Below are 17,081 nucleotides of genomic sequence, written 5' to 3' on the forward strand. Positions count from 1 at the left end.
CCTCGGGTGGCCGCCCATCGAAATCCCTCACCCTGGTGGGAGCCGACCTTGGCGGCGATCCCGCGGCAGCGGGCCAGGTTTGGCAAGCACCTATCGCCGACAGGGTCGGCTCCCACAGGCATCCCTTCCCGAGCGACGGTGCAACCAACCGGAGCGACGAGGGTGGCGGCCGACGGCTCGCCTGCCGCGCTTCCGGGACTTCCGTGTAGAACCAAAAAAAGGCCCCGCAGGGCCTTTTTTCCGTTCCGGCAGCCGGGATCAGCGCTTCTTCTTGGGCCGGACGTAGAGCACCAGGCTATGGTCTTCGATGACGTAGCCGTGGCGCTCGGCGATCTCGTGCTGGAGGCGCTCGATCTCCTCGCTGATGAACTCGATCACTTTTCCGCTGTCCACGTCGATCATGTGGTCGTGATGCTTGCCGCGGTCCAGTTCGTACACCGCCTGCCCGCCCTCGAAGTTGTGCTTCATGACGATGCCGGCAGCTTCGAACTGGGTCAGGACGCGGTACACCGTGGCAAGCCCGATGTCCTCCTGGTGCGCAAGCAGGCGCTTGTAGATATCTTCGGCGGTGAGGTGGCGTTCCTCCGCCTCTTCGAAGATCTGCAGGATCCGCATGCGCGGATGCGTGACTTTGAGGCCCGCCTTGCGGAGCTCTTTGGTTTCCTGGTCCATGTCAGACCCCTCGCGGTGCCGTAAGGCGCTTAGTGTATCATCACAGGCTTCACGATCCGGACGTTACTACGCATGCATAAGCTCATCCGCACGCTGGGTTTGGCCATGATGGCGACCGCCATCGCGGGCTGTGGCCTGCTCTATACCCCCGACGTGCAGCAGGGCAACCTGCTCGACAAGAAGAACGTCGACCAGCTGCAGCCCGGTATGACCAAGCGCCAGGTCCTCGTCCTCCTGGGCACCCCCTCGGTCATCTCGCCGTTCGACCAGGACCGCTGGGACTACGTCTCGACCTTCTCGCACCGCGGCCGTCCGATGACGACCCGCACGCTGACCCTGTCCTTCAACAACGACACGCTCGTGCGGACCGAGGGTGACTTCTTCTCCCAGGATGCCCAGCAGCTGCTGAAGGACTCGGAGAAGTACAAGGCGAACCCGACCGGCGGCGCCGATGGCGACAAGAACACCGATGGCAAGAAGGAATCCAGCGACGGCGGCTTCGGTGTCGGCGTCAACGGCTCGTCCGACGACAGCCCGGCCAGCAAGCGCCAGTAAAGTTCCAGGTCAGGTGCCGCGCATCGCGCGGCGCCTCCTGGCTTCCATGGGGTCGAGGGTCAGCGGCCGGTAGAGTTCCACGCGGTCGCCCTCCTCCAGGACCTGCCCGGCAGGCACCTTCTTCGCGTAGATGCCTAGCCTGGAAGGGTCCGGCACCACCCCCACGGGCAGAGACGTTTTCGCCGCTTCGACGGCCTCCCAGGCGGTCGTCCCCGACGGCACGCGCAGGGCGATCACCACCTGCCCCTCGGGCCCGGCGTAGGCGACCTCGATGGCAATCTCAGCCATACTGCCGGCGCGCCTCGTCGCAGAAGTCGTCGACCATCCGGTTGGCCAGTTGCTGGAAGCCCATCTTCAGTACCCCACCGCCCAGGCCGGCGTAGTCGAAATCCAGGGCGAGCGCGATTTTGCAGCCGGCGTCGCCCAGGGCCTGGAAGGTAAAGACGCCATCGAGCGAGCGGAACGGCCCCTCCACGAATTTCATGGACAGGCGTTCCGGCCGTTCCATGGTGTTCCGGGTGGTGAAATGCTGCTTCATGCCGGCGAACTTGAGATCCAGCCGGGCCACCAGCACATTGTCGTCCCGCTCCACCACCGTGGCCGCGTCACACCAGCCGAAGCGCTTTGGGTATGCTTCCACATCGTTGACCAGGTCGAACATCTGCGCGGGCGTGAACGGCACGATCGCACTGCGGCGGATTTCAATCACGTGAAGACCTCGTCTTATTCACCGGCTCATGGACCCGCCGGACTTGTATCAGGGATCCGATAGACCGATTTTAGCGGACATGGCAAAAGCGAAACCGAAGGACACGGAAAAGGAAGGCCGCGGCACGATCGCGCTGAACAAGCGCGCGCGCCACGAATACCACATCGACCAGCGCTTCGAAGCCGGGATGGAACTGCAGGGCTGGGAACTGAAGTCCCTGCGTGCCGGCCGGATCAACTTCGGCGAAGGCTGCTACGCGATCATCCAGCACGGCGAGGTCTTCCTCGTCGGCGCCCAGATTCCGCCGCTGATCAGTGCCTCCACCCACGTGGTGGCGAACGACCGGCGCACGCGCAAGCTGCTGCTCCACCGCGAGGAGATCGACCGCCTGATCGGCGCCGTCGAGCGCAAGGGCTACACCCTGGTCCCCACCGCGATGTACTGGAAGAACAACAAGGTGAAGTGCGAGATCGGCCTGGCCAAGGGCAAGCAGGAGCACGACAAGCGCAACACCGACAAGGAACGCGAATGGGCGATCGACAAGCAGCGCGTGATGCGCTCGCACAACAAGATGGGCTGACCTGAACAGCCGGGCGGCGCCCATTGTGGGTGCCCCTCCCCGCCCATATACTGCTGGATGTAGTCACATTACGTTTTCCCCGGGGGTGTACTGGTTTCGACGGGGGTAGTGCGATCTACTGGTGCATGCCGAGGGGGCAGCTTTCCTCGTTAAACCAGCCGCAAAACATATAGTTGCCAATGACAACTACTACGGTGACAACTCGGTGGCTCTCGCCGCCTAAGCTGTCCGGCCCCTAAAAAAGGCCAAACCCCCGAACCGATCTTGTGCTCATGCTCGTCGGTGTAGGGTCACTATCATGAGACCGCCGAAAGACCCTCCGTCTGTGGGTCTGACGCTAGATCAATCAGATATGTCCGCCGGTGCGCTTAGCACGCCGTGCTGTCGGCGGACGAGACTTAACGGTGAGCTAAGCATGTAGATCTGGAGATTAAACGCCTTCGGACGCGGGTTCGACTCCCGCCACCTCCACCACTTCGGCAGCGGATCAACGGTAAAACGTTGATCCGTTTTGCTTTCTGGGTGCTGGAAACCTCGCTGATCGGTCCATCAAAAGGTACTGATTGAGGTACTGGTATGCCGAAAGCGTTCCTGCAAACCCGGTCGAGCGGCATCTACGCACGCTATCTGGTTCCGGGCGTTCTGCAAGCCCATTGGGGCGCGCAATACATCGTCCGAGCCCTGCGTCAGCGCGGGGATGCAGCGCGCCTGGCGGCCGCTCAGCTCGGCTATGCTCTGGGGCAAGCGTTCGCTGCAGCCAGGGGGCAGCCGATGGACACGAAAAAGTTGATCAAGGACGTGCTCGAGGCGCACGACGCCGGCAGCTTGCGGCACTACACCGTGGCGCATACGCCGGGTGGCGGTCTGTCCATTTCGGCCGATGGCGCGGAGGACCATGCCCGAGCGATGGAGGCGTTGGCGGCCATGCAGCGCCTGGCACCGGGCTCGCCATCTGTGTTGGTCGCTCCTGCCCTGCCCATGGCGCCAGCGAAGCCGACGCTGCTGTTGAGCGCGGCGGTTGAGCTGTTCTTGAAGCAGTTCGGGCAGAAGCAACGGGCGGCGAGCAACGTGCTCGACACCGGGCACACCCTGAAGGTATTGATCGGCGCGGTTGGGGACAAACCGCTTGCCGAAGTAGGCGCGCCGAAAGCGGGATCGAACGCTGGCGACGGGAATACAACGAGGAGCGACCGAAGAAGGCGTTGAGCGGGTTGACACCTGCCGCCCAAGCGAAGCAGTTAAAGTAGCTCCGGACTCAAAATCGGCCCGCTACTTAAAGCGGAGGGGATATCGGTCGAACGCGGGGCATAGTTGATCCAAGCCATGCTTCGTCACCGAGTCGGCAAATCTTGCCAAGATGGACGCGTTAAAACGAGTCTGGCCACTCGTAAGCAGTCGCTCAATTCCCCTGCGGGTCCGACTTCAAAGCATGTGGGGCCGATACACGTTTCCCGTCTTCTCCAACGCGCTTTAGTTTTTCCTGCGCCTCTTTGTAGCCGGCACTGGCGGACTTCCTCAGCCAGAATAGCGCACGCTCGCGATCAAGTGCCGTGTCGTTGTTCATGAAGTCCTCGTAGACATTGTATTGCGCAACAGGATCCCCGTTCTCAGCGGCAATGAGCGCCCAGCGCCTTTCCTCCATCGGGTTAAGGAGTACGAAACCGTAGAAGACGGAGATCTTGGACGCCGCCTCCGACGACCCACGCATCGCCTCGACCGCAAGAGTTTGCAACTGCTGCTGCGTGAGGACCAAGTCTTGATTGAGGTTCACCGGCTGCTCCGGCGCGGTTTGTGCGTAGGCCGGCTGGACCGCGAACCATAGCACTGACATGAGTAGCGTTTTAGATTGCTTCATGAGAAGGCCTTAGGGCTGAAATTCCAGAATTGTTCCGGTGTTGGCGTGGTCAAAAGTCAGTCCAGAGGGCGAAATATTTTGGCTGTCCCAGGTGACGGGCTGCCCATTCGAAAGGGCGCCAGCGCTTTGAAATGTCCCTTTGCCTAGCCAACCGAAGTTATCTGGCGCTTGGACGGGAGCATTTAACTCTCTGGCAAGCAACTGAGCAAATGAGCCCGATTTATGCCAAATGCGACGGTCCGGCGTAACGCCCGTGTTGCATGCCAGCAGCAACACCGTCTCACCGGGCGAATAGTTGGGATCCGCTTGGATCATCGCAGCAAGGTCTCTCGGCGATAGTTTTTGAATCCGGCTGTTTTGGTCATTAAGCACTTCAAGCGGGTTGCCGTGAGCCCCTACGACATAGGTGCCCGGCGGCGAAACAAAGCTTTGCGCGCTTTGATATTGCGGAGTTCCCGGCTTGAACAGGTTTAGGTCGGTGAGGCCCAGCGGATCGAAGAGACTTAGCGGTTTACCACTGGCATATGCATACGTGCTGATGCCGCCTGCCAAGCCGATCGGATCGCTCTGGATGTATCGCCCCGTAGCGCTGTCGTAGTAGCGATAAATATTGTAGAGAAATCCGCTTTCCTGGTCCCAGTATTGACCCGCGAACCTGAGATTTAGCACGTACCCACTCGCCGACGTCGGCGCCTGCTCACCAAACGGATTTCCCTGGTAGGCCCAGTTCCACACCACCGTGCCGGCGGTGTTGGTGACCGCGCGGGGCGTATCCAGGCCATCGGCATGCACGAAGTTGATGGAGGAACCGTCCACCACCGCGACCGGGGTGTTATCCATCCACACATAGTCCCGCGACGCGGCCCCATACTCGCCCAGCAACCCAGAGGGTCCATAGGCGAACCGGTTGGTTGCAGTGCCCACCACCTTGGCAATGCGGTGCGCTGAGACGTCGTAGACATAGGTCGCGACCGTCGCGCCACCTTGCTGAAGCACCGTCAGCTGACGGCGTCCGTTGTAGCCATAACCCCAAGCCATACCAGCGCTGGCATTGCCGATGGTTGACCCGTTCGCATCATAGGTTCGGGACCCGGTGCCGATGGCCGTGAGTCGATGCGTGCCGCTTTGATATCCGTAATTGCCTGTGGCCAGGCCCGGCGCCGTCTTCGTCAGTCGATCACCGGTCTTCGAGTAGGTGTAAGCTTCGACGAAAGCGCCGCTGGCGTCCTTAACACCGGTGAGCCGATAGAGCGGGTCATAGGTATAGGCCTCCACGGCCGGGGAGGCGCCCGGCACGTTGCCCAATGCCACGATGTTGCCCACCGCATCCCGTGCCACATGCAGGTTCAGTGCCGGGCTGGTGATATCGGTGAACCGGTAGTTGGCATCGTAGCTGCGGGCGATGGTCTGGCCGTTGCCCAGGGTGTAACTCGCGACCGGGCCAAACGGCAGGTAGGTGGCCGCGCTGACGACGGTGGTGGCAACGCCCTTGGCCGGGGTGACAGTGACCTTGGTGACCTGGCCTACGGCATCCCGTCCGTATTCGGTCACGAGCCCACTTGGGGAGGCGACCGCTGCCAGACGACCGGCCTTGGTGTAGACATAGTCGGTGGTATCGGTGACCGTGCCTTGCGTCTGGCGCTGTTCGGTCACGCGCCCATGGTTGTCGTAGCAATACACCGTGGTGACCGCACTTTCGACCACCCGAGTCAAACGGCCGACGGGGAAAGAGCTGGCACACCCAGTGACACTCGCGGCCTCATCGTAGTGGAACGCGACGTTGAGCGTGGCGTCCGTGTAACCGACGGACGTCTTGCGACCCAGCGCATCAAACGCCTGGTTCGCCACGGTGGATTTGGCGTCGGTCCGAGTCAGCGCGTTGCCCGCAGGATCGAAGGTGGACGATTGCGTGCCCGTATCGGGGCTGGTCAGGGATGCAGGGTTGCTCAGCCCATCGAAGCCATAGGTGGTCACCAAGCCATCGGGGTCGGTCACCGACTTAACCTGGTCCAGAGCGTCCAGCGAGAGTTTGGTCGTGCTCGACTTGGAAGCATCCGTGCCGCTGGCATTGGCGACGGTGCTGACCACGCGGTCTAGGCCATCATAGCCGCTCTTCTGAACCGTCCCGAGCGCATCCTTGGCTGACACCAGATTGCCATCGGCATCGTAGCTGCCGCTGTCGGTGGCGTCGAAGACGACATGACCCAGCCCATCGGTCACACTGACCAGCTGACCTAGCGTGTTGTAGCTCCGCGAGAGGCTTTGCCGCGACACGCCCAGCGCGTCGAACGTCTCCTCCTTGATCCGATTACCGGAGGCATCCAAGGCGTAGTGGATGTGCTCACCCAAGCCATCGGCCAAGTCAACCAAGCGATGAGCATCGTCGTAGCTGTAGGTGACCGCCACACCGTCCGCATCCGTCACCGACGTCAATGCGCCCACCGCATCGTAGGTCAAGGTGGTCGTGGCATCGCCGGCCGACGCCGTACCGTCTGTGTTGGCTCGCACCGTTTGGCTAGCCAGCCAGCCGCGCGAGGTGTAGCTGAGATCGGTCACGACCCCGTTGGGATCCTGGCGACGTACCGGTCGCCCAGTCCGATCGTAGGCCAGTACTCGCGTCACCTGACCCAGTGCATTCGTCACTTGCGCGAGATCACCCGCCCGGTGGCACGCCCCTCCCGACGTGCCGCACCCTGATTCATCCGTCGTCAGGTAATAGCCCAGCTGGGTGACATCACTGACATCAGCACGGGGGCCGTCCACCGACAGCAGCAGTCCGATCCGTGGGCACTGGGTGGCGTCGACCGCGTCGCAGTAGCTCATGGTCGAGCGCCGCACGCCAGCCGGCGCGGCACCCGTGGCCGAGCACGTATAACTTGCAGCCGTGGAGATGGTCGGGTCCATATCGCACTGGGCCGTCACTTGGCCGCGTGCGTTGTAAGCCCATCCGAGTTTGGCGACAACGGTGCCTGAAGCATTGCTGATGGTGCGCGTCAGCGGATTGCGCCAGAGCGTGTCCCACGTGGTCACGGTGGTGCGCTGATCCGTGGTGTTCTTCGCCTCAATGCGCTGGGTTTCCAATCCGGCCGGGGTCGTGACGACCGATGTAATGTGATTGGCGAAGTCGATAAAGCTCGAGGGCCATCCGTTCGCATCATAGTTGATGGTCGAATAGGGTTGCGCGCAATCGGGGCCGCAAGGTGCCGACCCTCCGGTGACGTGCGATTGTGCCTTGAAGCTCTGGAAATTGAGTGCCGTCTTCGCCCCCAGTGGCATGGTCGCGGTATTACGCAACTGCCCATAGGAGACCTGGTAGGTGTCAACATTGCCGGCGAAGCTCGCCGAAATAGCTCGGCCACTGCTGTCGTAAGTGGTGGTCTCGAACCGCACCCCTTTTTCGTCGACCAGACCGGTCATCGCGTTGGGCTGAGCCTTGCCACCCGTCAGGGTGCTCTCGTTGTAGACATACGTGCGCGAGTGATTGTCCGGGTAAGTCACCGAGGTCAGGTTGCCTTGGCTGTCATAGCCATAGGAAAGGGCTGCGCCATCGGGCAGCGCCACCGTCGCCACGCGACCTGCGCTGCTGTAGGTGAAGTTCAAAGCACGCCCATCCGGCCCCGTCACGGTCAGTAGCAGACCCGCACGGGGCGCCGTCTGCGCAGGGGTGCTAGCCGTGCTGTAGGCAAGCGTGGTGACTGCGCCGGACAGATCCACGACCGACTGGAGCGTCCCATCCAGGGTGTAGTGCTCCGTCTCGCGCGCTGCGCCGAGAAACAAGGCGTAACCGACAAGGTGCCCGGTGCCATCGGTCTCGTCGCTCAGGGTGTTGACGGTATTGGCTGCGCCCACCCATCCGCCCGTGCCCTTTGAGAATCGCTCCACCGAGCCATCGGGGCGATAAACGGCGGCCGTCTTCACCGACGCATTGTTCGACCCCGCGGCGTCATGGAGCGACAGCGAGCGGTCAAAGCTGTGGCGCCAGTGGGCACCCATGGCCGTTGAGGTGACCGTGGAGTCGCTGTTATAGAAGCGACGAAAGGTCAGAGCCTCATTGTCTCGAAAGTCTGTGTCTTGCTGGTACTTATTGCCGTTGGACGCGTTGATGGGGTCCCCGACAAAGTTGGAACCTGGGCACATGGTCCCTGATTCTTTCGCAGCATCTCCGGAGCTTCGTAACGGGCTCGATCCGCCCAGCGCTCCTCCTTTTCCACCATTCGCCGCCGCGCAACCACCCAGGTTTTTCTCGGGATTCTGCGCAACATACTCGGTCGCCCAAACGCCATAACCCGCCGTATTGGGTTGGGTGGCTACCGCCGCGGCTACCGCCGAGTCACGGGCATCAGTGTCGTAATAGTAATAATAAAGCGTAGGGCAATTGGTGGTGCAGTTGCCGCGCATCTGGGCCGCGAGCGATGCAACGGCGGCGTCGAGGGACGAGAAGGTTCCGTTGTAACCGCTGGTCAGATAATAGGGTGCGCCGTAGGTCGATGCGGCCCAGGTTGAACCGCTCACGCAAAGCAGCATCGCGAGCGAACACTGGACCATCAACCGAACGAGGGAGCGAGCGGACCAAGTCCTTGTCGTGGGCATCGCGGCAATCTCAGGAGAGGTGCCGCATTATCGAAAAATCTTGCTTCAGCGGCGTGTCGGCGCAGACCCACATGACTTGTAGGATTTCCCCTACACACCACCTCCCCGCTCCTGCGCTCAGAACTCGTACGGCGTCAGCGCCCTAGGGCGTTCGCCAGGTTAAAAGAAAGGGCGAGTTGTGAAGCTTGGACTGGCTCTATCGCTATCGGATTGCCTGGCCGGGTGTCACCACCGCGATGCACCCTTCGCATCCGCTGGGGCGTGTCAGAATACAGCGACGAACCAGGCGATGGCTCATCAAGGAACGCTGCACAGCTCCGCTCAGATCGACCGCCTGCCCTCCTCCCACATCTCACCTGCCGCCGACCGTCGCAAGCATCTATCGACGCCTTGCTGTGCCGTTCAATTGAATGCCGCGCACGACCTGCCTAGCTCATCAGCAGATCGCGAAGCGCTTTCGAGGGACGTGGATTTCGGCACGTCAGAAAAGCGTTCCTCAGGGTTTGAAACTGCGGATCCGCCGTGACGGCGCCGGAGGCCTGCCAAGCGTTTACTGCTTCCCACAATCCCGGATTCGACAACGCGATGTGCGTCAGTTCGATCTGCAGCATGCGCCGCTCCCCTTCGACGGTCGCGGGCCACCCAGGCTGCTGAGTCAGAAACGCATACTGGAATTCGGAAGGGATCAGCTTCTTGACGGTGGGCGCCAGGCTCGAGGGATCCTGATTGAGCATGGCCATCGCGTCGAGACATCCCGCCCCGAAGTGCTCAACGTCGTGAGCAGAGGTGTTGGCCGACGCCTTGAGCGCGGCACGGACCACCTCGACGCGCTGCCAGCCCTGCAATTTTTCCAGTGTCGGCCACCAGTACTGCATGTAAAGCGCAACGGCGGCCGCCACTTGCGGTGTGCTGCCTGAGGTGCCGCCGCCATCGAGGTCGTAGCCGTCGGTCGCGTAGCCACCGAGTTGGCCGTTGGTGACCAATCGACACTGCGCCCAGGGGACATTCGGGGTATAGGCTGCAATCACATTGCCCATGTCCCCCGTCGGCCCAAAATTGCCCTCGAGCGTGCCGACGCCATAGGAAGCGTTGAAGTAGGGCTGACCGGCGTAGGTCACGCCAGCCACCCCGATGACCTGCGGGTATCGGGCCGGCCAAACCACCCATCGGTAGGGAAGCCCGCCGAAGTTGTCCCCGGTCGCCGCACAGATGACCACACCGGCCTCGTAAGCGGCATTCACGGCATCGGCCCACGACCGTGTCGGCAAGCCGCCGTGGCACAAGTTGATGACATGGGCGCCCTGTTCGATGGCGTAGTGGATGCCCTTGGGAATGACGCTCGTCCACAGGTGCCAAACGTGATCGGAAATGCGCACGGGAAGGATGTTGGCAAACGGCACCCCGCCCAAGTCCTCCCCCGTGGCACTGCAGTGACCGCCCGCCAACAGACACGCAGTCCCGGTACCATGGCCTGGTGACGACAGGACGGGTTCGGGCACCCCTGGGTCGGACACATCCTTGCCCGGTGGGTCAACGGTGAAGTCGATGCCCTGCCCCCAAAGCAGGCCTCGCGGCAGACCCACGTGCTTGGGGTTGTAGCCGGTATCGAGGTGGGCCACGGTGACGCGGAAGGCCGGATCGAGCTGAGCCATCACGCGGCCGCGCGCATCGCGCAGCCTGGCGTGGTCGAGGAACCAATCGATGCGCGGCTTTGGGACGTCGGCAGCGGACGGCGGCCACTCGGGCTTCCATTGCCCCGTAGGGGAGGGTTTCAGGGCCGCGGAGCGTGCCGCGGCAGCCTGAACATCGGAGGGGAGCGTGTAGAGCAGATCCGGCTCAGCGTAGGTCTCATCGGATCCTCCTTCGGCTCGCGCGTGGATGACCAGCGCATGCGCTGCATCCCATGCGCTCGCCACTGCGTCTGGCGCCTCGGCATCCAAGGCAGCGGGCACGATAGGCTCTATGGGCACCGAGGACCACGCCACGCCGGCCGGACTCGGCAGCGGTGCCCGCACGTGCGACGCTTCCAGCCGAAGCGTCGTGGACAGACGAAGATGCCCGGGCTGGATGAGCGCGTGCGGGTCGAGCGAAAGAGCATCGTCGTGGCGCAGCAGAATGGCGCGAGCGGTGGACACGGTCATGGAGGGTTCCCTGGTGAATCCGCAGGATTACCCTACCCTTGCTCATGGTCGCTTGCCATCGGCCAGATGGGCTGATTCAACCTCGCACATGCACGCTTCCGGCAACTCAACTGGACGCTCGCAGCATGACGGTGACCTGAGGAAGAACGAATGCATCTCACGTATTTCGTCGGCTTGTTTGATGTCCTGGGTCGAATCCCGCTTCGCCCATCTTGGCCTTGATGGGATGTTCGCTCGTTACCGGGCTTTTGGTTCGCCAAATTGACAGCGCAACGCACACAATGGCGAGCCTTTGGCGACCTTGAGCATCGAGGATGACGCGTGTTGAGCGGCAGGTGGCGAAACGATGATCTTCAACCGGGTCAATGGGGCTTATGCCAGCGACTCAATGGTGCTTTGGTCCCACGCCCGTTTCCCCTGAGGCCCAAGGCATGAACGAGGCACAGTGAACGCCGGCATTGTGCATACAATCAGCTTCCGAACCAGAGCAATCCTCATGATCGAAGACGATGCCGTGCTTGACGCTGCAGGCCTCTTGATCGATGCCGTGGCCTTGAGCGAAGCGCTGCTCGATGGCGACCTCTCGGAGGCCCGTTTCTGCGCAAGGCTGCTCGCCGCCAACTCACCCGCAGCCGGGTACGAAGAGGTGCATGCTGCGACCGTGCAAGTGGACGAACTGCTCGGCTTGCCTGGGCATTGACCGCAAGCGGGATACGCCGCCGCTGTGGCGGAGTTCTGAAAAGCTCGAGCGAGCGACCGCTTTTCTCCGAAGATAACCCGGTCACCCGACGCACTGAGCCAGCGCTCGTGTTTAGGCTCTGGTGGATTCCGTTCGGGCGTCCCAAGTTGCCATCAGAAATGTGGCCAGAGCCCCGGCCAAATTCACGGCCAGTTCGGCGTGCCGCGGTGCAGGTCGGACGGCCGCACGCCCTTTGCCATGGGCATCGCTCAACCGATTGCGTAGGGCGCCCAGCCCTTCCACCGTCGATGCACAACCTCCGAGGATTTGTTTGAACACTTGCTCGCTGTGCTGTGACGGCGCGATGGCTAGCACTCGCGATGCTTGGCCGTAGAGCTTCGTGATGTCCGCCGCGTCCGCATATTCCTCGCCTGCGGCATCCAAAATGTGCTTGCACACTGTTTCGACCAAGGTTCTGGCCATCGTGATCGCGCCCTCGGGATCCGTCGCACGCCGTTCAAGAACCTTGCTCCATGCACCGCGCACGTGATCGGCGTCGATGGCTTGCAGTGCCGTGGTGATGAGCCCATCGGACGGACTGCGCACGCTTGCTTCTAGCCCATCTAGGAGGGGCCCAAAGGCGGCCCACAGAAAGGTTCTTCGTTCATCATAAGTCCTGAACTTGTGCGAAATGAAATGCCAGAACTGGTCGAGCGTGCGGCTCGTGCGCACAACCTCCGGAATGAGGTCGGGTTGAACCGACAGTCCCATCACGGCGGCACGCAGGCGAGCGTATTCGGATGCGCTTTCTTGGCCCCCGCATGCGCGTGAGACCATTAGGTTCTGCAATCCCATCACGTGATCAACATGGACGCGCATGGCGAACTCACTCCTCCTTGGATCGCTGCATGTTGCCGCCGCCATCGCTCGTCGGCACAACTCGTCTGGTGAGAGCTGAGATCCCCGCGTGCGTAAGCTCAACGCTATAGTCCTTGACCTACTCCGAGCATCCTACGAGTATTCTCGCCCCATGTGCTACTCCGCCCAAATCCAAGCCAACTTTAGGGCCTACCAGCGCTTCGACGGAGAGCTGGATCTCGACGCTTATGTGAGATGGCCGGCTAGTCCAAACGCAACGGCACCTGGATACAAAGTGTCCCCAAGGGCATCCGCAACGCCTTCCTCGATTCCACCGAACCGGACGAGCAGGAAGCGCGTGCCGCGGCGCTAGACGCCTATCAAGCCGCGACGCTAACCCTGGAGCAGGAGCTGGCTGAGCAGACGTCACGGCTGGCCAAGGCTCAGAGTGTGCTGGCCAGCCCCAAGCCCACGAAGAAGGCGGAAACCGACCAGCACGGCGCCACTAAGAAGTTCGCCATCGCCAAAGCCAAACTGGCCGAGATCCACGACCACGCCAAGGGTGACGGTTATGCGCGTATCTGGCCGGGCGGCATCACCCCGGTGCTCATGCGGGATCCGGCTACTGGCGAACGCCGGGTAGTCCCCCATGCGCTACCGCTGTCGGCTGCCGTCATGGACTGCGGCGGACGAGAGGAAGTGGGACGGCACCTACAATGCTCGGCGCGACAAGCTCACCACCGCCTGGTGCGAATTGTGGGGCAAGGTGCATGGTGTGATGCTGGCTCGGCGGATCTTCGTCCAGGTTATGCCGAGATGTCTACCGATTCTTAGAGCAGCCGCAACCGGAGGGTATGACGTTGTCGAATTCGCCTCGCCCCTCTGAAAATAAAAGTTGCTATCTATTTAAGATTGCCTTATTATTTTTTCACACAACTACATGGGCGGATAACATGCAGATGCACCACAAGATCGAATTCGACCAACTCATCGATAAGCTCTTCTACGATGGTGCAGCAAGTCTGCGATGGGACCGTTTGTATCTATGGTTTGGGGCAAAGCGCATCGCAAAGCGCACATATCAGGCCTTTCACGAGGCTTGGTCCGAGCTGTCTCTTGCTAAATACCCCAACTCTCCGGTTCCTGCCATCTGGATCATGAAGCTCGACAACTCTTTCACCATCGTCCGCGAGGCTTACAAGGAGGAACAAGTGTCTATGCTCACCGAAGACGGCGAAGCCCCTTATAAACGTCGTTAATCGAGCAATATACTGGTGGAGAAAGAGGCACCTTGTTGAAGCCACGTCGATAACTGCGAACACTTGCTAATTAAGGCGTCACGGCGTTTCTCGACAGGCTCCTGCGACCACGAGCAGACGGACCTTCGATAGCACGGCAATTCCCCGCAGTACCCGTCCCAGTACTTCGTATCTGCAGACGCTTGGCGGTCGCCAAGAGTCACCTGCGCTAAGTCAACTCTACTGCTCGGCCCAATCGAAATTCATGACCCTCACCCATTCTCGGGCGAGCATCACGCTACTAGGAGGTTGTCGTGCCATCCGTGTTTTTCTCGTACTCGCACATCGACGAAGAGTTGCGCGACCGACTAGAAGTCCATCTGGCGATGCTCAAGCGCAAGGGCATCATTGAGACGTGGCACGATCGGCGAATCGGTGCCGGCGAGGACATCCACCAGGCCATCGACGAGCGCATCAACCAGGATGACATCATTTTGCTGTTGGTCAGCCCCGACTTCTTGGCATCGAAGTATTGCTACGACATCGAAATCAAGCGTGCTATGGAACGGCATCACTCTAAGGAAGCCATTGTGATCCCCGTGATCCTCCGCCCGAGCGATTGGCACGACGCACCATTCGGCGCGTTGAATGCGGTACCGAAGGACGGTAAAGCCATTACACGCATGCCGGACGCGGATGAGGCATTTCTGGAAGTGGCTGGAGCGATACGCGAAGCCGCGACGCGTTGGGGTGAGCGCAAACGACGCGCGCAAGTACCATCGACCAAGGATACCGTGCGGGTCGAGCCAAACCCTGCCCCGTCGGTCGCCCCGACACATCGATCCAGTAATCTGCGGCTGGCCAAGGGCTTTACCCAGCTCGATAAAGATCGTTTCCGCTCGGAGACCTTCGAGTTTATTGCCAAGTTTTTTGAGAATTCCTTGACTGAGCTGTCGGCGCGAAACCGTGGCGTAGAGGCGATTTTTCGTCGCATCGACGCGGTTCGTTTCGTTGCGACGGTATATCGCGATGGGACGAAAGTCGCTCAAGCAACCGTCTACACAGGAGGCGCGCATGGTTTCGGGCAGGGCATCAATTATGTGAACGGCGAGAGCTTGAATCAGAGTGGATACAACGAGTCCCTTTCTATCGACGCCGACGATCAGACCCTTTACGTCACGGCACTGGGCCTTCAGGACTTCGGCGCACACCGCGAACAGAAGCTGACGCAGGAGGGCGCGGCGGAGCACCTTTGGGCTTTGCTCCTTCGTCCCCTCCAAGGACGTGCATCGTGATGAACTACCTTCGCGCCAGCGAATTTGCCGTCGGGCCCTTGGGGTGCTGCGCGCCGGGCTCCATCCTGCTCCCGCGCACTGCTCACGAGTTGCCGTACCTGGTCGGCGCGAGCCCAGACGGGCCGATGGCCCTGTGTCTGAGCGGGCAGTTTCGGTTCCAAGCTTTCGTGACCGAGGGTACTACTGGATGGTCCGGTCTGATTGTGCCAGGCGTGCGCGTTGAAGTGGATCCGGCGTCTAGCCCCGAGCTGCACCGCCGCGGCGCGTCGATCGGGTGTGCCCGGCGCCAGGGCAAGACGCTGTCCGTCATCGGGCGCAGCGACCACACACGTCGTTCTGCGACCGTCATCGTGGATGACGAATTAGCCAACCTGAGCGATGAGGCGGCGACCTTTGAGCGCTGGCAAGTGGTGCTCGGCGATGGACTTGATCGGCGCGTGCTGTGGACGGTGGATACCGTCACCGACGAGATCCCCGCAGCCTGAAGAGCGATCTGGACCCGCCGTTGCGCTCTGCGATCGTCAGCTGGTGTTGGCGGGACGGGCCCCAGAATGGGCCGATGAGCGCGCTTCGCCCTGAATGCCGACGAGCTTAGAATTTATTTACTGCATTAGCGCGCTGTTGCCCATCGAGCAGCAAGCTTTCTTGCATTGAAGCGCCCGGCGATCAATGATCTGTACGGTCTTAGTACCGTTTTGGTAGCTCTTCCCCTAACCCAGATACGTTGCTAATCAGAGAGTTGTGGCGTCCGCCCCGAGAGGGTCCCGCAACCTCCACCAATACAGGCCTGTAAGTGATTGATTCGCTTGCAGGCCTTTTTGCTTCATGGGGCTGGAACGGGGTGGATTGGGCTACGGTTGGTCCGTTTTTGGTCCGTTTTTCTGGAGGGGTATATGGTCGATCCCGACCTGACCGTGAAGCTTATTCCCGATGCCGCAAGCGCCTTGGCACCCTGGTTCGACTTCCTCAAAACGATTGCCGCCGCAGGCTTCGGCGCTGCATTCGTGTATTGGACGACAAGGCGGGCCGAAAAGGTTCGCGCCACCGAAGCCCTGAAGACTCTTGCAGGGGCGGCGGCCGCGGAGCTGGCGGCTTCGCGTGGCGTCCTCCAGGAAGCGGAAGATGCCGCGCAAAAAATCGATGCCGAGCACAATTTCGACACGATCACGTACGGGAGGCTGCCTGACGACCCGACGCCGCTCGTCAGAGCCGCGTTTGAGCAGGCGGGGAGATTTCCGAGCAAAATAGCCACCGAACTCGCGCAATACATGCTCCTGCAGCGGCAGCTACGCCAGCATGTCGAAACCCTGCAGACTATGCACGCAGCGAACGTCCTCACAGACAAGAAAAACACAGCTAGGCGCATGGCAATGACAGTCGTAGCCGCGAAGCTGAAGCTCAGCATGCAATCATTGGAGCTGCAGCTGACACTGTTTAGCTTGGGTCGCAAGCATTGGCTCAGCGTGTTCCACTGATTTCGAGTCAGGTACACAACGGCTCTGCAGAGCCGTTTGCAGGCCATAATTTTTAGGCAGAGCCGTGCGATAACGCCTTGAAGCGCCTCGAAGTGGCCATCGAATTTTAGGCGGTTCCGAGCCGGCTCTCGGCGGGCGGGAGGACCACGTTGCATCCAGTTACGCCCGGAGGACCTATGCCACGCTACGGTCCCACCCTCGCCCAGAGCTACCAGGGCCCAGCTATAGGCCCAGACGTGGTAGCCGCCTTCCCTGTACACGACCACCAGCGCCTTCTGGGTCGGGACGATGTTGTACTGGGGTCCCGCTGGTTGATCTCGCTGATGATGTCGATCTCCATCTGCTCCAGGGCTTCGCGCGCCTGGCGGGACACGGAGACGGGTCCAAAGGTGGCGTAGCGGCCGCACATCGCGCCGCCGTGAAGGCGGCGCGGG

At 61.3% G+C, this 17,081-nt stretch carries 15 protein-coding genes, 1 other RNA gene and 1 pseudogene; 10 read left to right on the plus strand and 7 right to left on the minus strand.

Translation table 11 applies throughout. From position 1 onward, the window contains the following. Window positions 1–258: 258 nt before the first annotated feature. Window positions 259–672, minus strand: a complete 414-nt coding sequence (fur, locus tag ACR9ZJ_RS06515; protein WP_306847561.1) for a ferric iron uptake transcriptional regulator — start codon at window positions 670–672, stop codon at window positions 259–261. A gap of 72 nt (window positions 673–744) precedes the next feature. Here fur and ACR9ZJ_RS06520 point away from each other — a divergent pair, with 72 nt between their 5' ends. Continuing rightward, a complete protein-coding gene (locus ACR9ZJ_RS06520; protein WP_306847563.1) occupies window positions 745–1,227 on the plus strand; it encodes an outer membrane protein assembly factor BamE in 483 nt (160 codons plus the stop codon). A gap of 9 nt (window positions 1,228–1,236) precedes the next feature. Here the strand turns inward: ACR9ZJ_RS06520 and ACR9ZJ_RS06525 are convergent, their stop codons facing one another. Further along, complete coding sequence (locus ACR9ZJ_RS06525) at window positions 1,237–1,515, minus strand: RnfH family protein (protein ID WP_481287236.1); 279 nt, start codon at window positions 1,513–1,515, stop codon at window positions 1,237–1,239. Continuing rightward, window positions 1,508–1,936, minus strand: a complete 429-nt coding sequence (locus ACR9ZJ_RS06530) for a type II toxin-antitoxin system RatA family toxin (RefSeq protein WP_481280760.1) — start codon at window positions 1,934–1,936, stop codon at window positions 1,508–1,510. Before ACR9ZJ_RS06530 ends, ACR9ZJ_RS06525 begins: the two co-directional genes overlap by 8 nt. 79 nt (window positions 1,937–2,015) lie before the next feature. Here ACR9ZJ_RS06530 and smpB point away from each other — a divergent pair, with 79 nt between their 5' ends. The 3 genes and pseudogenes from smpB to ACR9ZJ_RS06545 form a co-directional block, all read left to right on the plus strand. Next, window positions 2,016–2,516, plus strand: a complete 501-nt coding sequence (gene smpB / locus ACR9ZJ_RS06535) for an SsrA-binding protein SmpB (RefSeq protein WP_306847568.1) — start codon at window positions 2,016–2,018, stop codon at window positions 2,514–2,516. A gap of 81 nt (window positions 2,517–2,597) precedes the next feature. Beyond that, window positions 2,598–2,990: a transfer-messenger RNA gene (gene ssrA, locus ACR9ZJ_RS06540) on the plus strand. A gap of 668 nt (window positions 2,991–3,658) precedes the next feature. Beyond that, window positions 3,659–3,763, plus strand: a pseudogene (locus ACR9ZJ_RS06545) (integrase core domain-containing protein); the annotation flags it as partial. Window positions 3,764–3,915: 152 nt separating this feature from the next. Here the strand turns inward: ACR9ZJ_RS06545 and ACR9ZJ_RS06550 are convergent. The 3 genes from ACR9ZJ_RS06550 to ACR9ZJ_RS06560 form a co-directional block, all read right to left on the minus strand. After that, a complete protein-coding gene (locus ACR9ZJ_RS06550) occupies window positions 3,916–4,371 on the minus strand; it encodes an SEL1-like repeat protein (RefSeq protein WP_481287237.1) in 456 nt (151 codons plus the stop codon). Window positions 4,372–4,380: 9 nt separating this feature from the next. Further along, a complete protein-coding gene (locus ACR9ZJ_RS06555; protein WP_481287238.1) occupies window positions 4,381–8,916 on the minus strand; it encodes an RHS repeat-associated core domain-containing protein in 4,536 nt (1,511 codons plus the stop codon). 473 nt (window positions 8,917–9,389) lie between these two features. Beyond that, window positions 9,390–11,102 carry a S8 family peptidase gene (locus tag ACR9ZJ_RS06560; protein ID WP_481287239.1) on the minus strand — a complete coding sequence of 571 codons (1,713 nt, stop codon included), beginning with the start codon at window positions 11,100–11,102 and terminating at the stop codon, window positions 9,390–9,392. Window positions 11,103–11,598: 496 nt separating this feature from the next. Here ACR9ZJ_RS06560 and ACR9ZJ_RS06565 point away from each other — a divergent pair, with 496 nt between their 5' ends. After that, window positions 11,599–11,802 carry a hypothetical protein gene (locus ACR9ZJ_RS06565; protein WP_481287240.1) on the plus strand — a complete coding sequence of 68 codons (204 nt, stop codon included), beginning with the start codon at window positions 11,599–11,601 and terminating at the stop codon, window positions 11,800–11,802. Window positions 11,803–11,913: 111 nt separating this feature from the next. Here the strand turns inward: ACR9ZJ_RS06565 and ACR9ZJ_RS06570 are convergent, their stop codons facing one another. After that, window positions 11,914–12,660 carry an abortive infection family protein gene (locus ACR9ZJ_RS06570; protein WP_481287241.1) on the minus strand — a complete coding sequence of 249 codons (747 nt, stop codon included), beginning with the start codon at window positions 12,658–12,660 and terminating at the stop codon, window positions 11,914–11,916. Between the two features lie 429 nt (window positions 12,661–13,089). On the opposite strand from ACR9ZJ_RS06570, the gene ACR9ZJ_RS06575 reads away from it, so the two are divergent. The 5 genes from ACR9ZJ_RS06575 (at window position 13,090) to ACR9ZJ_RS06595 (ending at window position 16,647) form a co-directional block, all read left to right on the plus strand. Further along, the gene (locus ACR9ZJ_RS06575) at window positions 13,090–13,473 is read left to right on the plus strand and encodes a hypothetical protein (protein ID WP_481287242.1); all 384 of its coding nucleotides are present in this window, start codon (window positions 13,090–13,092) and stop codon (window positions 13,471–13,473) included. A gap of 125 nt (window positions 13,474–13,598) precedes the next feature. After that, window positions 13,599–13,898: a hypothetical protein gene (locus ACR9ZJ_RS06580; protein ID WP_481287243.1), complete on the plus strand. Its 300-nt coding sequence runs from the start codon at window positions 13,599–13,601 to the stop codon at window positions 13,896–13,898. Window positions 13,899–14,191: 293 nt separating this feature from the next. Next, window positions 14,192–15,172, plus strand: a complete 981-nt coding sequence (locus ACR9ZJ_RS06585) for a toll/interleukin-1 receptor domain-containing protein (RefSeq protein WP_481287244.1) — start codon at window positions 14,192–14,194, stop codon at window positions 15,170–15,172. Next, entirely contained in the window at window positions 15,172–15,657 is a 486-nt protein-coding gene (locus ACR9ZJ_RS06590; RefSeq protein WP_481287245.1) for a hypothetical protein, read from the plus strand. Before ACR9ZJ_RS06585 ends, ACR9ZJ_RS06590 begins: the two co-directional genes overlap by 1 nt. Window positions 15,658–16,065: 408 nt before the next feature. Beyond that, window positions 16,066–16,647 carry a hypothetical protein gene (locus ACR9ZJ_RS06595; protein ID WP_481287246.1) on the plus strand — a complete coding sequence of 194 codons (582 nt, stop codon included), beginning with the start codon at window positions 16,066–16,068 and terminating at the stop codon, window positions 16,645–16,647. Window positions 16,648–17,081 lie beyond the last annotated feature (434 nt).

The organism is Luteibacter sp. KNZ12-1A (assembly GCF_056755675.1).

Coding starts and splice junctions, on each gene's coding strand:
- ACR9ZJ_RS06555 (WP_481287238.1), bottom strand. CDS start 8,916: ATGGTCCAGTGTTCGCTCGCGATGCTGCTTTGCGTGAGCGGTTCAACC.
- ACR9ZJ_RS06525 (WP_481287236.1), bottom strand. CDS start 1,515: ATGGCTGAGATTGCCATCGAGGTCGCCTACGCCGGGCCCGAGGGGCAG.
- ACR9ZJ_RS06560 (WP_481287239.1), bottom strand. CDS start 11,102: ATGACCGTGTCCACCGCTCGCGCCATTCTGCTGCGCCACGACGATGCT.
- ACR9ZJ_RS06570 (WP_481287241.1), bottom strand. CDS start 12,660: ATGCGCGTCCATGTTGATCACGTGATGGGATTGCAGAACCTAATGGTC.
- ACR9ZJ_RS06565 (WP_481287240.1), top strand. CDS start 11,599: ATGATCGAAGACGATGCCGTGCTTGACGCTGCAGGCCTCTTGATCGAT.
- ACR9ZJ_RS06550 (WP_481287237.1), bottom strand. CDS start 4,371: ATGAAGCAATCTAAAACGCTACTCATGTCAGTGCTATGGTTCGCGGTC.
- ACR9ZJ_RS06520 (WP_306847563.1), top strand. CDS start 745: ATGCATAAGCTCATCCGCACGCTGGGTTTGGCCATGATGGCGACCGCC.
- fur (WP_306847561.1), bottom strand. CDS start 672: ATGGACCAGGAAACCAAAGAGCTCCGCAAGGCGGGCCTCAAAGTCACG.
- smpB (WP_306847568.1), top strand. CDS start 2,016: ATGGCAAAAGCGAAACCGAAGGACACGGAAAAGGAAGGCCGCGGCACG.
- ACR9ZJ_RS06590 (WP_481287245.1), top strand. CDS start 15,172: ATGAACTACCTTCGCGCCAGCGAATTTGCCGTCGGGCCCTTGGGGTGC.
- ACR9ZJ_RS06580 (WP_481287243.1), top strand. CDS start 13,599: ATGCACCACAAGATCGAATTCGACCAACTCATCGATAAGCTCTTCTAC.
- ACR9ZJ_RS06595 (WP_481287246.1), top strand. CDS start 16,066: ATGGTCGATCCCGACCTGACCGTGAAGCTTATTCCCGATGCCGCAAGC.